This window comes from Paenibacillus sp. EC2-1 (assembly GCF_049311625.1).
In the GTDB taxonomy this organism is placed as follows: Bacteria; Bacillota; Bacilli; order Paenibacillales; family Paenibacillaceae; genus Paenibacillus_AQ.
This window is the reverse complement of the sequence record NZ_CP186006.1, coordinates 4,231,589-4,248,037: the sequence shown is the minus strand read 5'-3', so window position 1 is coordinate 4,248,037 and position 16,449 is coordinate 4,231,589. Positions and strand designations below refer to the sequence as shown.

The window sequence follows — 16,449 nt, the reverse complement described above, 5'->3', positions numbered from 1 at the left end:
GCAGTCTTGACTATTTATTAACCCGAAGGAGGAATAATGATGCCGATCAAAATTCCAGACACCCTGCCTGCAAAGGAAATACTTGCTGGGGAGAACATTTTCGTAATGGACGAAAGCCATGCATTTCAACAGGATATCCGCCCGCTGCGGATTGCCATTCTGAATTTGATGCCAACTAAGGAGACGACAGAGACGCAGCTGCTAAGGCTGATCGGTAATTCCCCTCTCCAGGTCGATGTTGTGCTGCTTCATCCGGGCTCCTACACTTCAAAAAACACCCCGGCAGAGCATCTGGAATCATTCTACAAAACATTTGAAGAAGTCAAGCATCGCCGGTTTGACGGCATGATTATTACGGGTGCGCCAGTGGAACAGCTAGAATTCGAAGATGTGAACTACTGGGATGAACTTACCGAAATTTTCGAATGGAGCAAGCAGAATGTAACTTCAACGCTCCATATATGTTGGGCAGCTCAAGCAGGCCTTTACTATCATTATGATGTGGCGAAGTACAGCCTTCCCGAGAAGTGTTTCGGTGTATTCTCTCATACAGTGAACGAGCCAACGGTTAAGCTGCTCCGCGGCTTTGACGAAGTGTTCTACGCTCCTCACTCCAGGCATACCGATGTGCAGCGAGAAGATATCAAGCGAGCGAAAGACCTTATGATTTTATCAGAATCCGAGGAGGCTGGCGTGTATCTGGTAGCCTCGAAGGATGGCAAACAGATTTTTGTGACAGGACACTCAGAATATGACTCTGATTCACTTCGGTGGGAGTATGAGCGGGATGCAGCTAAAGGGATGGATATTGCACTTCCGCGTAACTACTATCCGAAAGACGATCCGGCAAGGAAACCTCCTTCTGTATGGAGGGCTCATGCGAATTTATTATTCTCAAATTGGCTCAATTACTATGTATATCAAGAAACACCTTATGATATCGGACCACAAATATAGATAAAAAGAGAATGTACAGCTGAAGGAGGAGCAGAGAACAAGATGGAGAACAAGCATCTGAAAATTGAGAGTAGATTAGCTCAGATTGGATCGATAGAGGAACCGGTTACGGGAGCTATTAATTTTCCAATCTATCAAGCGACTGCATTTCGTCATCCGAAATTAGGTCAAAGTACAGGCTTTGATTATATAAGAACGAAGAGTCCGACAAGAACAGTGCTTGAGGAAGCGGCGGCAGCACTTGAATCGGGTGATGCGGGATTTGCCTGTAGCTCAGGTATGGCAGCCTTACAGACTGTGTTTGCCCTGTTTGGTCAAGGAGATCACCTCATCGTGTCACTGGATCTTTACGGGGGCACTTATCGTTTGATTGAGAAAATCTTATCTAGGTTTGGAGTTACGGCAACGTATGTAGATACCAATGATATGGATGCGTTAGAGCAATCAAGAACACCGAATACGAAGGCGATCATTATTGAGACGCCAACGAACCCGCTCATGATGATTACGGACATCGAAGCTGTCTGTAGTTGGGCTCGTCATCACGGAATAATTAGTATTGTAGATAATACCCTGCTTACACCTTTCTTCCAGAGACCGATTGAGCTTGGAGCAGATATCGTTGTACATAGTGCAACAAAATATCTCGGTGGACACAATGATGTTCTTGCTGGCCTGATTGTGACGAAAGGGAAAGAGTTATCCGAGGAGATTGCTTTCCTCCATAACTCGATTGGTTCGGTACTTGGTCCAACAGATTCCTACCAATTGATGCGTGGAATGAAGACGCTCGCTCTAAGAATGGAACGTCATGAAAGTAATGCAACAGCCATTGCATTGTTTCTTAAGGACCATTCTGCGGTATCTGAAGTATTTTATCCGGCTCTTTCCGATCACCCAGGATATGAAATTCAGCAGAAGCAGTCAAGCGGAAATACAGGGATTTTCTCATTTAAAGTGAAGGATGCAAGGTATGTAGAGCCTCTTCTGCGTCATATCAAACTGATCGCTTTCGCTGAAAGCCTCGGTGGAGTAGAGTCACTGATGACTTATCCTGCAGTACAAACGCATGCGGATATCCCATTAGAAATTCGTGATGCGGTTGGTGTGGATGACAGATTGCTTCGTTTCTCTGTCGGAATTGAGCATGTGGATGACCTGATCGCAGATTTGGATTTTGCACTGAATGCAGCAGTAGCGGAAGTTGAAGGAGGCACTGACAGATGAGTCAAGACAACCAGAATGGACAATCGAACGAACTAGGACACACGAATCGTAAGAAAGCGAACTTGGATGAGATTCGGTTTGAAACCAAGCTCCTTCACTTCGGTGGTGAGATTGATGCTGCAACGGGTGCATCTAGTGTTCCGCTGTATCAAGCCTCTACTTTCCATCATGAGGATATCTTTGATCCCCCGCGGCATGATTACAGCCGATCTGGGAATCCGACACGTCAGGTTCTAGAAGATTACATCGCACTGCTAGAAGGTGGTGTTCAAGGCTTTGCTTATGCATCCGGTATGGCAGCCATCTCCAGCACATTTATGATGCTCTCCGCAGGAGATCATATCATTGTAACGGAGGACGTATACGGAGGAACATATCGCCTTCTTACAAGCATCCTTAACCGTATGGGGATGGAATGCACTTTCGTTGATATGACAGATCTTGCCCAAGTTAAGGGTGCAATTAAACCAAACACGAAGGCTGTATATATGGAAACACCATCGAACCCAACGCTGAAGATTACGGATATTGGTGCAATTACGGATTGGGCTAAAGAACACGGTCTATTAACAATCCTTGATAATACTTTTATGACACCTTACTATCAGAGACCGATTGAGCAGGGAGTAGATATTGTTCTACATAGTGCAACCAAGTTCCTTGGCGGTCATAGTGATGTGCTGGCGGGTTTAGCAGTTGCTCGAACTGCAGAGCTGGCAACGCAGTTAAAGCAGCTTCAGAATGGTCTTGGAACGGTTCTAGGGGTACAGGATTCTTGGCTGCTTATGCGAGGCATGAAGACACTCGGAGCTCGCATGACACATAGTGAGAAGAGTGCGGAGAAACTAGCAGCTTGGCTTACCGGTCGTAGTGATATTAAGGCGGTATATTATCCGGGTCTGCTGAACCATCCAGGACGTGAAATTCACGAGAAGCAAAGCAGTGGTTATGGAGCAGTTGTCTCATTTGATGTAGGATCAGGGGAACGGGCTAAGCAAGTGTTGAATGCTGTGAAGCTGCCTCTTGTAGCTGTAAGTTTAGGAGCAGTGGAGAGTATTCTGTCCTATCCTGCAATGATGTCCCATGCTGCGATGGGTGAGAAAGTGCGTCTCGAACGCGGCATTACAGATGGTTTGCTTCGTTTCTCTGTGGGTTTAGAAGATATTGATGATCTTATCGCTGATCTAGATCAAGCGTTTGGAGTTCACAGATAAGCAACATTTATAGAACGGCATTCCGTTTAAGGGGATGTCGTTTTTAATTCCTTTATGTGTTACGATGAAAAAGATACTAGGTGAAGAAGATAACATGTAGGCAAGTGCGATTTCACTGTCATTTAGCTATGATAAGGGAGGACCTATATATGGGCACTGTTAACAGCATTCTGGATAAAGCGCTACGTGGTGAGCGCTTGAATCTGGAAGATACCGTGACACTTTTCGAAAGTGATCAGATTGAGAAGATCGGCCATGCTGCCGATATTATGACTAAACGGATACATCCTGATCCGATTACGACCTTCGTCATTGGACGAAATGTAAACTACACGAATGTGTGTGATGTATACTGTCGATTCTGTGCTTTTTATCGCAGACCGGGTCATGAAGAGGGCTATGTTCTTTCAGATGAGGTGATTTTCCAGAAAATCCAAGAAACAGAGGACGTAAACGGAACGGAAATTCTAATGCAGGGTGGAACGAACCCTAACCTACCGTTCAGCTATTATACGGATCTGCTTCGGAACATTAAGAAACGGTTTCCGAATATTACGATGCACTCTTTCTCACCAGCAGAGATTGTGAAGATGATGGAAGTATCCGGCTTAAGCATGGAAGAAGTCGTTCGTGAGCTTCGGGATGCTGGTCTCGATTCATTGCCTGGTGGCGGTGCTGAAATATTGGACGACCGTATCCGTCAGAAGGTCAGCAAGCTGAAGGGAAGCTGGCGCCAGTGGATGGATGTTATGCAGACTGCACATAAACTAGGTATGAACACTACCGCTACAATGGTTATTGGTCTAGGCGAAACGATGGAGGAAAGAGCGCTTCATTTGCTTCGAATCCGTGATGCTCAAGACGAGTGTATTCAGAATGGTTGGAACTCCAAAGGATTCCTTGCCTTCATACCGTTTACTTTCCAGCCCGACAATACGAATCTGAAACGTGAGCGTGAAACGCCAGAAGCATACTTGAAATCCGTAGCGATTGGTCGTTTGGCTATTGATAATGTGCCAAATCTTCAGTCCTCGTGGGTAACGATGGGGCCGGAGATTGGTAAGCTGTCGCTCTCTTACGGATGTAATGATTTCGGAAGCACGATGATGGAAGAGAATGTAGTTTCATCTGCGGGTGCTGTGCATAAAGTCAATATTGAGTCTATCTTGAAGTTGATCCGTGAGACGGGGAATATTCCTGCACAACGGAATACGAAATACGATATCCTGCGCGTGTTTAACGATGATAGCACCATTGAGCGCGATTTTGTTATGCAGAACTAATTAATATATCCATATCATAAGGTCCTAATTAACCGTTTCTTTTTCGTCACGGTTTGTTAGGGCCTTTAATATTTAACAGAGCTTTCCAAAGAGGAGTTCCGTATATCCCTCCTCGGGTCCCCATATACTGAAACAGGGAACCCGAAAGGAGCGATTCCATGGAACTATTCAGCATAGCGGTTAATACACAGACTGACGGTGAAAAAGAAGCCTTTTACCGTATCTTATCAGACAAGCAGAAAGAGCTACATAAACAATGCAAGCAGCTGAAGTTTTCATTCAGTGCTTCGGGAGATCGGGTCATCTGGTCGTGTTCAGGGAAGCTGCCGTTAACGGCATGGACTGCATCTGCAGAGATGGTGCGTAGACTGGTTTCCGAAGCAGCAGCCACCTTTATTCTAGAGGAGAAGGAACACGAGCTCGCAGCCCGGCTGCTGGTTACGGAATTTGAATTCAATGATGAGGTAGAGGCTGAGCGGGTGCTACAGTGGTATTTGATGCTGTTAGCCAAAGATGACAGTTCATCAGGTGATTATTCACAGCAGCGCAGAAATAAGCTGAAAGACAGTATATTTGCTTGTTTAGCTGAGGCACCAGATCTGAATTTAGATGGTTATATAACCTTTAGGATGCAATCGTACATGCAGGAATTGAGAGAAATGGCCGAATATGCAGTAGATGAGTTTATGTTGGATCAACAGTATGAGGAGTTTGTCAGTCTGCTTAAATACTTCGTGTATTTTCAGGAACCTCTTATGCCGCTTGTACATGTGATCCACAAGGGGGATGAAGACTTTCTTCTCCTGGATGGCAATCTCAGACCGATTGAGAAGGTTAGGGACGAAGGACTTGTAATGGAGCGATTAGATCAAGAGATGGAACTTGAGGACATGGTTGTTAGTACACTCATTTCTGTATCTCCTGCACGGATGATTATTCATACAAGGGAGCCCGAGTTGCCGGTTATCGGCACAATTGCTCATATTTTTGATAATAGGGCAGAGATTTGCTGCAGTTGCCCTGAATGCAGTTCTTTTCTTGGGAATGTGGCCAATGACGACTTGACGTTCCCAGCGAAGCGGGATTATAATAACTGATAAATTCACGTAAAAGCAACGACAAAGACATGAGTCAAGCTGGTCTAGACCGAACAGAGAGAGGAAACGAGGCTGTAATTTCCTCCGGTACACCACCTGATTTACCCCTTTGTAGCTGCGTTGTCGAAATTTTCTAAACGCTATGGTGAGCGTTCCATGATTAGAGTAGGCTTCGCCGGTTCATTGCCGTTACCAATGCCAACGAAGGATCTTATTATTTTGACAGGATAGATGACTGTTTATCTAAGATCGAACTAGGGTGGAACCACGAGTATAACGCTCGTCCCTTTGCGGGACGGGTGTTTTTTGTGTTGTCCTGCAGGTGGGTCATAAGGATCAAACGTGAAATGAATATCAACGATTCTTTAAGGAGGAATGCAGGATGGCTATTCATATTAAACTTCCGGACGGATCTGTTCGGGAATATGCAGAAGGTAGCAGTATTGAAGATGTGGCAGCATCGATCAGCAGTGGACTTAGAAAGAACGCAGTAGCAGGCAAGCTAAACGGTCAAGTGGTTGACCTCTCAACACCTCTCGAAGAAGGGGCACTGATTGAGATTGTGACTCAGGATTCTCCTGATGGACTTGAGGTTATGCGTCACAGTACTGCTCACTTGATGGCTCAGGCTACTAAGCGATTGTTCGGTTCTAAAGCGGTTAAGCTTGGAATTGGTCCAGTCATTGAGGATGGCTTCTATTATGATATGGATCTTGAGGAGCCGCTTAATCCAGAGGATCTTCAAAAGATTGAAAAGGAAATGGAACGCATTATCGGTGAGAATCTGCCGATCGTCCGCAAAGAAGTTAGCCGTGAAGAAGCGCTTCGCATCTTCGGCGAAATGGAGGATCCTTACAAGCTTGAACTGATCAATGCGCTTCCAGAAGACAGTGTTATTTCGATTTATGAGCAAGGCGAATTCTTTGACCTGTGCCGTGGACCTCACGTTCCATCAACTGGAAAGATTAAAGTCTTCAAATTGATGAATGTGGCTGGAGCATACTGGCGCGGGGACAGCAAGAACAAGATGCTGCAGCGTATTTACGGAACTGCGTTTGTGAAGAAAGCTCAACTTGATGAGCATCTACGTCTGCTTGAAGAAGCGAAGAAGCGTGACCACCGTAAGCTTGGTAAAGAGCTTGAGATGTTTACTTTCTCTCAATTGGTTGGACAAGGACTCCCGATCTGGTTGCCTAACGGAGCTAAGCTTCGCCGGACATTGGAGCGCTATATCGTGGATATGGAAGAGCGTCTTGGTTACCAACACGTATATACTCCTGTGCTCGGTAATGTGGAGCTTTACAAAACATCCGGACACTGGGAGCACTACCAAGAGGATATGTTCCCGAAAATGGTTATGGACAATGAAGAGCTTGTCCTTCGTCCAATGAACTGTCCACACCATATGATGGTATATAAGAGCAGCATGCACAGTTACCGCGACCTTCCAATCCGTATTGCAGAGCTTGGTATGATGCATCGTTATGAAATGTCAGGAGCTCTCACAGGACTTCATCGTGTTCGTGCCATGACATTGAATGACTCTCATATCTTCTGTCGCCCGGATCAGATCAAGGAAGAGTTTGGGCGTGTTATCGAATTGATTAGAACTGTATACAAAGACTTCGGTATCCATGATTACAGATTCCGCTTGTCTTACCGTGACCCGGAGGATACCGAGAAGTATTACCAGAATGATGAGATGTGGGAAATGTCTCAGCGTATGCTGCGTGAGGTTGTTGAAGACATGGAATTGCCATTCTATGAAGCAGAAGGCGAAGCAGCATTCTACGGTCCGAAACTGGATGTTCAAATCAAGACAGCGCTTGGTAAGGAAGAAACCCTATCAACAGTTCAATTGGACTTCTTGCTTCCAGAACGCTTTGAGCTTGAGTACGTAGGCGATGATGGACAGAAGCATCGTCCAGTCGTTATTCACCGCGGTATCATTAGTACCATGGAACGTTTTACTGCTTTCTTGCTTGAGAACTTTGCGGGAGCATTGCCACTATGGTTATCTCCAGTTCAAGTTAAAGTGATTCCAGTATCGACGGCTTTCGAGGATTATGCGAAAGAAGTATCCGATAAACTTCAGCTGGCTGGGATTACGGTTGAAGCGGACTTGCGTAATGAAAAGCTTGGATACAAGATTCGTGAAGCTCAGCTTGAGAAAGTACCTTACATGTTCATCGTAGGTGAGAATGAGATGAACGCTAAAGCAGTATCTGTGCGTAAACGCGGAGAAGGAGATCTTGGAGCACAAGGTTTGGATGATGTCATTCTGAAGCTGCGTGAAGAGATTAATACTCGCTCCGTTTAGAGCTTTGAACGTATCATAAAGTAGTAGTCACCAATAGAAACTTATATAAGCCTCTGTCATGTTACGTATAAACCAAATGGGATTTGGGAAACCTCGCTAGTAAGGGGAGGTTCTCAAATGAACAATTGGAAAACATGGCAGAGGTTTTTACTATGTATTTTTCTAACAGCATGTGTGTATAGCATAGGCATAGCCGAAGTAAGTGCTGCAACGATGATACCGATATCTCCAGATTCTTTTAGTAGCATGGATTATAGAAATGGAGACCAAGAAGAGATCGTTGAAGAGAATGATTTTGTTGAGATGACGACCTTTTATGCATTTAGTGCTGTTGGGCTTGGAAATATCAATCACTATATATTACAGCCACCGGCTTCTACAGAAGAGAAGATAGATTCCACTGATCCGATGAAGAAACGTATTCCATCCGTGACAGTGTCTGCTCCGAAGGAAGAACAAGTTCTTCATACCGTAAAGGTTACAGCGACAGGGTATACTGCTGGCTTTGAATCAACGGGTAAAAAACCTGGACATAAACAGTATGGAATAACCTATTCTGGTGTTAAGGTAAAACGGGATAAGAACAAGGTTTCGACCATTGCGGCAGATCCAAACGTATTTCCATTAGGAAGTATTTTGTACATTCCGGACTATGGGTATGGAATTGTTGCTGATACCGGCTCTGCAATAAAAGGCGAGAAGATCGACCTGTACTTTACGACAACAAAGCAGGTTTATAATGAATGGGGTAAGAAGGATGTAGAGGTACAGGTGATCAAACGGGGGACCGGCAAATGTACTGAAGAGATGCTTGAGAAGCTAGGTACTGCTATTGAGACGTATCATTTCCTACCTTCATCTGTACTCGAAGAGGCTATTTAATATTTGGAAATGAATTCATCAGTTTCTCGGAATAATGCCTGGCTGTCCTTCACATACTATTCTTCGGGGAGACGTTCCCTGAAGAGGATGATGGTATTGTTGGACAGGGAGGTGAATACCATGGCCAAGAAAAACAAAGTGCAGGAAAACTACAGTACACCAAATGAAAAATTCAATGCTGAGTTTGCTGAAGAAAACAGCGTAGCCAGCACACAAAAGAGCTCCCAGAAAGTAAGGGAGAACTACAGCACTCCAAACGAAAAGTTTAACGCTGAGTTTGCTGAAGAAAACAGCGTAGCCGGTGCACAAAAGAGCTCCCAGAAAGTAAGGGAAAACTACAGTACACCAAACGAAAAGTTTAATGCTGAGTTTGCTGAAGAAAACAGCGCAAATAACAAGAATTCGAGCCGTTAGGCCCGTATTCTTAAACAAAGTTAAGCCTCCGCAATTTCATTGCGGGGGCTTTTCCTTTCAATATTATTCAATATACATAATCATCCAGTTCACTCGGTCTCAAGACCGAGACATGTTTCATTCCAACGCCGCTATCCGTAGAGTAGCTCTTATTGTAAAATGTAGTCAAAGGGAAAATACGAAATGGAAAGCAAGGGGATGCGCATGAATCGAAGAGGTTGGAACCAACTGACAGGCGGACTTGTGCTTATCGGTGTAGGTGTGTATTTTATATTACAGCAAATGGGCATCATTGATGTGAGTTTGGGTCACCTGATCTCAACATTTTGGCCAGTTATTCTGATATGGGTAGGATTACATGGTTTGATGAATCGACCTGACTTTGGTGGTGCAATTTGGGGCTCTATCGTGCCCTTAATCCTTGGGGTTTATTTTCTAGGGCGTAATTTAGATATGGTTCACTTCTCATTGGGAGAATTAATTAAATACGCGGTTCCACTACTTCTCATTGCTTTTGGGCTGACGGTTATTTTTAAACCTAGAAATCAGCAGCCTCCTGGGCCGCCGAAACACTACAAAAGAGAAGATCATGTAAGGGTAGAGCATCATCCTGACATTGAAGTGCCTGAAGCACCAAAATTGGAATCCTCGCTTGATGAGATGTTTGAACGGACATTCGGTAAGAAAGTCGATCAAGAAAAGGAAGCTAAGCCTAACCCGGAATTTATCGATGAGGAGCCACGTCGTAAATCGCATGGGCATCATCGTAGAGATCATGTACATCATCGTAGAGATCATGGGGAGCACTGGAAGGGTCATGGATGGGATGATTGTGAAACAGTCAATAAGTCGGCTTTCATCGGGGATGTGCACTTAGGGAACGAATATTTCACATTGAAGCCAACGAACATCTCACAGTTTATTGGGGATGCCGTGCTGGATTTAACGAAAGCGCAAATTCCTTATGGTGAAACGAAGATTAACATCTCGGCTTTCATCGGGGATGTAAAGGTGTTCGTACCCAATGACTCGGATATTGGTGTATATGTGTCAACGAATTCATTCATCGGAGACATGTCCGTCCTGGGACAGAAACGGAGTGGTTTCATGAGTAGTGCGGATATGGAAAGTCCTCATTACAGAGAAGCCGGCAAAAAAATCCGTATTAACATTAGCGTATTTATTGGCGATGTTAAGGTGAACAAGGTAGGGTAGACTAATGAGTTTTATAAAAAATACCAAATGGGTGATCATGCTTTACTTCCTGTTAATCGGGGCTGCGGTAGCTGTGTTTCTATATCTCGCAGACGGTGCAGGTTATATTATCATTGAGGACAACCGGCTGTGGGTGTATTATGCGGTCGGTATTGTTCTGTTTACAGGAATTGCAGGTTATATCGCAGGTCAGCGAATACAAAGACCCTTGGACTTGCTACATTTGAATATGCTTCAAGTAGCCAAAGGCAATCTAACCGTCCGAATGCCAGATGCAGAGGATGCATCTTTTGCTCGTGTGTATGGAGAATTTAATGGGATGACGGAAGCGCTGGAGAAGAAGATGAAGCTGCTTCAACGACTCGGTGAACAGGATGTTATTGAGAAGGAGATTGCTGCGGAAGCTGCGGTACTGGAGGAACGCAGGCGGATGGCGAGGGATTTACATGATACAGTCAGCCAGCAATTATTCGCCATACATATGTCAGCTTCATCTCTTCCGGGTGTGATGCGCAAAAATCCTGAGCATGGAGATAAAGTTCTTGAGCAGTTAATCTCGATGTCACATATAGCCCAAAAACAGATGAGGGCATTAATTGCACAGCTGCGGCCAGTTGAGCTTGAAGGTAAAACGTTAGAGGAAGCGCTTGAACGTTGGTTCCCTGATTATTGCCGCCAGAATGGACTGAAAGGTATAAAAGATGTCGAGATGTATGACGGATTGTCTGAAGCCATTGAACATCAGCTCTTTCTTATCATTCAAGAGGCCGTGGCTAATATCGTTAAACATGCTAGGGCGAGTCTTGTGAGTATGTCCCTTCACGAGGAAGAGAAGCGAGTCGTGTTAAGTATAAGTGACGATGGTCAAGGTTTTGACGAAATGACGCAGCGGCAAGGATCATACGGCTTGTCTACCATGCGTGAGCGTGCAGAGAAATTGGGTGGACAGGTGGACATTATAAGTCGCAGAGGTGCAGGCACAACGGTCCGTGTACATATACCGTTGTTTGAGAATTTAGGCGATGATGAGGTGCAGTCTAATTCAGATGTACATACTACGGATACGGAAGTCAAAGAATCACAGGGAGAATAGGAGAAGAGCATAATGAGTGTGATTAAAATACTACTGGTTGATGATCATGATATGGTTCGAATGGGACTTAAAACATATTTATCTCTCGATTCGTCTTTTGAAGTGATAGGAGAAGCTTCGAACGGCAAGGAGGTACTGGATTATCTGAGAAGTGACGAAGAGAGACCAGATCTCATCCTCATGGATCTCATGATGCCTGTGATGAATGGAGCTGAAACAACGCGGGCAGTGATGACTGAATTTCCTAATCAGAAAATAGTTATATTAACAAGTTTTTTGGAGGATAATTTAGTAGTGGAGTGTGTTGAGGCAGGAGCAGTAAGCTATGTCCTTAAAACCGTATCGGCGGATGAGCTTATTTATGCACTTCAAGGTGCATTTCGCGGGATGCCCGTGATGACGAAGGATGTGTCTGAGGCTTTGACCCGTGGTATCCGTCAACATATGGTGAAAGATGATCAATCAGGGCTTACCGAACGAGAGAAGGAAGTTCTATTGTTAATAGCAGAAGGAAAGAGTAACAAGGAGATCGGTGAAGAACTACATATCAGCATTAAAACAGTAAAGACACATGTCAGCAATTTATTGATGAAATGTGAACTTGAAGACCGGACACAGCTTGCTATCTTTGCCCACAGAAAAGGCTGGGTAAAGACGAACTAGCAAATGACAAGTAGTGAGAATAATATCTTATAAGCACTTATTTTGATTTCATTCGTTTTTATCTTACTTTTAATTGTTTTTAAGGTGTCATTAAGGTTTATAGTACACAATAAGAACAGATAAATTATTAAACCACCTGTATTTGGATCAGGTGATCTAATAGGAGGTATAGATATGGACGATCAAAGAAATCGATTCGGTCAGAAAGATAATGAGGATCAAGTGAATGAACCTCAGCAACAGCAAAATTCGTCTTCGGATAATTCATCTTACTACTATTCTTACGGACCATTCAAGTCGATCAGTGATGAAGATGCCCGTAATGATGTTCCGGATCCTTACAGTAGGCCTGAAGCACAAGAAGTGGAGGTTACAGCTCCTCAACCCGTAAAGCCTCTTCCTTCTCAATCTTACTCGGCCGGATCTTCTAGCCAAGGCAATGGGGGCGGTAGAGGTGGTTCTCTCCCTGAGAAATCTTCTAACGCACAATGGAATTATAGCAAGAAGCCGAAGAGCTCGGTCAAAACGGTTCTGCTATCGTTTCTAGCAGGTATGCTTGTGATTACAGGATGTATGTTTGCAGCAGATAGAGCTAATCTATTTACACCAGATGCAGGCATAACCTCACAGGCAGCTGGAAATGAGAATGTACAGTCAACTCTTGCCTCAGCGGATGGAGAGAATAACAACAAGACAGCATCAGTACAAATACCGTCTAAGCCTGGTGATGTCGCATCCGTAGTGGATCAAGCTAGTCCAGCAGTTGTTCTAATTGAAACGCTTGTTAACAGTAATAACAGAGGACAAAGCAGCTCAAATATGGATGATCCATTGTTCCGTTACTTCTTCGGAGATCAGTCCAGTAGCAGAAGTGGAAACAACAATAACAACAATAACGGTAGCAGTCAAGATACTTCACAGTTGCAACCATCCGGTATAGGATCTGGATTTATCTTTGATAAGTCAGGATATATCCTAACGAATGAGCACGTTGTTCATGGAGCGGATGTGATCCAGGTAACTTTGCAGGACAACAAAAAGCCTTATGAAGCTAAACTACTCGGTTCGAGTTATGAGCTTGATTTAGCTGTACTTAAGATTGAAGGCGATAAAGACTTCCCATCTGTAGCACTTGGTAATTCAGATGAACTGAAGGTTGGTGAATGGCTCGTTGCGATTGGTAATCCACATGGATTTGACCATACGGTAACGGCAGGTGTCCTGAGTTCCAAGGAACGTGATATCGATATTTCAGGACAGAATGGAGAAGAAGACCGTAACTATGAACACTTGTTACAGACAGATGCTTCTATTAACCCAGGTAATTCCGGTGGACCGCTTCTTAATCTGAAAGGTGAAGTTATCGGAATGAATGTGGCCGTTAGTGCAGATGCGCAAGGTATCGGCTTCGCTATTCCATCCAAGACGATCAGTGAAGTTCTGGATTACTTGAAGAACAATAAAGAAGTTCCAAAAGAGCCTATTCCATTTATCGGTGCAAGTCTCGGAACATTGACTCCACAGGTATCCCAGCAGCTGGGTACAGATGTAACAGAAGGCTCTTATGTGGATAGCGTAGTATTCCGTTCCCCGTCTTATGAGGCAGATCTTCGTCAGTATGATATTGTGACTGGAATTGATGGAACGAAGTATGCGACAGCCCAGGATTTGATTGAATTTATTCAATCCAAGAAGGTTGGCGATAAGATTACGTTGAATGTTGTGCGTAACGGGAAGAAGATCGATCTTCCTTTGACGATTGGTGATCGCAATGAGTTCGATCTCACGCAGCAACAGCAGCAATAATTAGGGTTATTAAACCTGGGAGACAAGCGGAAGGGAGAGTCCCTTCCGCTTGTGCTGTTCTCGGGGGCATGGATATAATGGGGTTAGAGTAGAAAAGATAGATGAATAAGAGGAGATACCAATATGCGATCCCGTATTTTAGTCGTTGATGATGATGATAAGATCATTTCTATGTTACGTCGAGGTTTGGCTTTTGAAGGATATGATGTCCATACTGCTTCAAATGGTGCCGAGGGATTAAAGATGGTCTTAAACGAAGAGCCAGATGTGGTTGTACTGGATGTCATGATGCCTCAGGTGGATGGATTTGAAGCACTGCGTAGATTAAGGGAAGGCGGAAGTAAAGTTCCCGTGCTCATGCTTACCGCAAAAGATGAGGTAGAGAACCGCGTTAAAGGTCTTGATATAGGTGCTGATGATTATTTGGTCAAACCGTTCGCGCTTGAAGAGTTACTCGCTAGGGTTCGTGCGCTGCTTAGACGGAATACAGGCGTCGAGTCAAGTAATCATAAATTAACCTATGAGGATATCGTCATGGATACCGATGCCCGGGAAGTGATACGAAACGGGAAAAGGTTGGAGCTTACTGCGAAGGAATTCGAGCTACTGCACCTGTTCATGATGAATCCGAAGCGGGTACTCTCCCGTGACTTAATTATGGATAAAATCTGGGGATATGATTATAGCGGTGAGTCGAATGTACTTGAGGTTTACATAGCCATGCTGCGACAAAAAACGGAGGATCAAGGTGGAAGCCGGTTGATTCAGACGATCCGTGGAGCAGGATATATTCTAAGAGGAGAACAATAGCATGTCGGTACGTTGGCGGCTTACAGCGTGGTACTCTGGCATTCTGTTCATCACGTTGCTTATATTCAGCGTTGCTGTGTATGGTTTTGTTCATCTCTATACGTATGATGAATTGAAATCAAAGATTGTGCAGCAGTCCAATAAAATAAAACCGATCCTTACCATTAGTGAGGATGGAAGTTTAGCGTATGTTACTCCTGACCGATCTTCTAAACAGCGTATGGAGGAATCGGATATTTATGTTCAGATCTACACCTATCACAATCAGCTGACTTGGAAATCCGACAATATGCGGCTCAGAGGTCTCGAATTCGAAATGCCTACTCCATCAAAGGCATCGAAGGATATTGGATTTAAAAAGGTTAGTGTTGGCGGCTATCCATTCTTCATGTATCAAGACTTTGTAACCACGCAGAATACCAATGAGATTGTTGGATGGCTTCAGGTAGGTGTTTATACAGGTACAGCCGAAAATACGCTGAATAGACTGCGATCCATTCTTATCATGGGATCTTTGGCGACACTTATCATTGCATCCACACTCGGGTTATTCTTAGCTCGTAAATCTATGAAGCCGATTCAGAAAGTGGCCGATGCTGCGAATCAGATCCAGAAGGGAACGGATCTAAGTGTTCGAATTGAGTATGACGGTCCGCAGGATGAGATCGGAAGGCTTATCGGAACCTTTAATGGGATGATGGCAAGGACAGAGGGGTTCTATAAAGAGCTTGAAGATGCCTATGCCGCTCAGCGTAGATTTGTCTCTGATGCTTCTCATGAGCTAAGAACACCGCTTACTACCATTCGTGGAAATGTAGATTTACTTCATAAAATATGGACGGGATCTCCTTCGGAACGTCCGGATTTGGATGAAGAGACATTAAGGCAAATGTCTGTTGAAGCGGTTGGAGACATTTCGGATGAGGCTAAGCGGATGAGCCGCCTGGTATCAGATATGCTCTCACTTGCCCGTGCTGACACGGGACAGACTTTTGAGAAGGAACCTGTTGCACTTCAACCTCTCATCGAGGAAGTCGCAAGACGAGCGAAATTTCTTCCGAAAACAGCGGAATGGCATGTAGGTGATCTGCGTTCACTTAACGGAGTGTATGTTGTAGGTAACCGTGATTATTTGCAACAAATGCTATTCATTTTTATTGAGAATGGCTTTAAATACACACCGGAGGGCGAAGTTCGATTGGATGTTATCCTGTATAAGGGCCAGATCGGAATTCGTTTCTCGGATACAGGAATCGGCATGGATAAGGATGAAATTCCTCATATCTTTGAACGTTTCTATCGGGCAGATCAGTCTAGAGGGGTAACCGAAGGAACCGGCCTTGGATTATCAATTGCAAAGTGGATTATCGATGTGCATAATGGCTCTGTTGAAGTGGTAACGAAACGCGGAGAAGGAAGTACGTTTATCGTCTGGCTACCTATTATCTTTGCTCCTCCACTTGAATAG

At 44.3% G+C, this 16,449-nt stretch carries 14 protein-coding genes; all 14 read left to right on the top strand.

Annotation, left to right across the window (positions count from 1 at the left end):
• The first annotated feature begins 39 nt into the window (after positions 1–39).
• Positions 40–957, top strand: coding sequence for a homoserine O-acetyltransferase MetA (gene metA, locus ACK8P5_RS19770; RefSeq protein ID WP_422657964.1), 918 nt, complete (start codon positions 40–42; stop codon positions 955–957).
• 42 nt (positions 958–999) lie between these two features.
• Entirely contained in the window at positions 1,000–2,184 is a 1,185-nt protein-coding gene (locus tag ACK8P5_RS19765; RefSeq protein WP_422657963.1) for a PLP-dependent transferase, read from the top strand.
• Positions 2,181–3,398 carry an aminotransferase class I/II-fold pyridoxal phosphate-dependent enzyme gene (locus tag ACK8P5_RS19760; RefSeq protein WP_422657962.1) on the top strand — a complete coding sequence of 406 codons (1,218 nt, stop codon included), beginning with the start codon at positions 2,181–2,183 and terminating at the stop codon, positions 3,396–3,398. The genes ACK8P5_RS19765 and ACK8P5_RS19760 overlap by 4 nt, the downstream gene beginning before the upstream one ends.
• Positions 3,399–3,547: 149 nt before the next feature.
• A complete protein-coding gene (gene mqnC / locus ACK8P5_RS19755; RefSeq protein WP_422657961.1) occupies positions 3,548–4,681 on the top strand; it encodes a cyclic dehypoxanthinyl futalosine synthase in 1,134 nt (377 codons plus the stop codon).
• Positions 4,682–4,839: 158 nt separating this feature from the next.
• Positions 4,840–5,778, top strand: a complete 939-nt coding sequence (locus tag ACK8P5_RS19750) for a putative sporulation protein YtxC (RefSeq protein WP_422657960.1) — start codon at positions 4,840–4,842, stop codon at positions 5,776–5,778.
• Positions 5,779–6,160: 382 nt separating this feature from the next.
• Positions 6,161–8,098, top strand: coding sequence for a threonine--tRNA ligase (gene thrS, locus ACK8P5_RS19745; RefSeq protein WP_422657959.1), 1,938 nt, complete (start codon positions 6,161–6,163; stop codon positions 8,096–8,098).
• A 303-nt stretch (positions 8,099–8,401) separates the two neighbouring features.
• Complete coding sequence (locus ACK8P5_RS19740) at positions 8,402–8,980, top strand: 3D domain-containing protein (RefSeq protein WP_422661524.1); 579 nt, start codon at positions 8,402–8,404, stop codon at positions 8,978–8,980.
• 120 nt (positions 8,981–9,100) lie between these two features.
• Positions 9,101–9,394, top strand: coding sequence for a hypothetical protein (locus ACK8P5_RS19735; RefSeq protein WP_422657958.1), 294 nt, complete (start codon positions 9,101–9,103; stop codon positions 9,392–9,394).
• Positions 9,395–9,592: 198 nt separating this feature from the next.
• Positions 9,593–10,609: a cell wall-active antibiotics response protein LiaF gene (gene liaF, locus ACK8P5_RS19730; protein ID WP_422661523.1), complete on the top strand. Its 1,017-nt coding sequence runs from the start codon at positions 9,593–9,595 to the stop codon at positions 10,607–10,609.
• A gap of 4 nt (positions 10,610–10,613) precedes the next feature.
• Positions 10,614–11,702, top strand: coding sequence for a histidine kinase (locus tag ACK8P5_RS19725; protein ID WP_422657957.1), 1,089 nt, complete (start codon positions 10,614–10,616; stop codon positions 11,700–11,702).
• A gap of 12 nt (positions 11,703–11,714) precedes the next feature.
• Positions 11,715–12,365: a response regulator gene (locus tag ACK8P5_RS19720; protein ID WP_422657956.1), complete on the top strand. Its 651-nt coding sequence runs from the start codon at positions 11,715–11,717 to the stop codon at positions 12,363–12,365.
• 174 nt (positions 12,366–12,539) lie between these two features.
• Positions 12,540–14,171 (top strand): S1C family serine protease, encoded by a 1,632-nt coding sequence (locus ACK8P5_RS19715; RefSeq protein ID WP_422657955.1) that lies wholly within the window; start codon positions 12,540–12,542, stop codon positions 14,169–14,171.
• 123 nt (positions 14,172–14,294) lie between these two features.
• Complete coding sequence (locus tag ACK8P5_RS19710) at positions 14,295–14,981, top strand: response regulator transcription factor (RefSeq protein WP_422657954.1); 687 nt, start codon at positions 14,295–14,297, stop codon at positions 14,979–14,981.
• Between the two features lies 1 nt (position 14,982).
• Positions 14,983–16,449, top strand: coding sequence for a sensor histidine kinase (locus ACK8P5_RS19705; protein ID WP_422657953.1), 1,467 nt, complete (start codon positions 14,983–14,985; stop codon positions 16,447–16,449).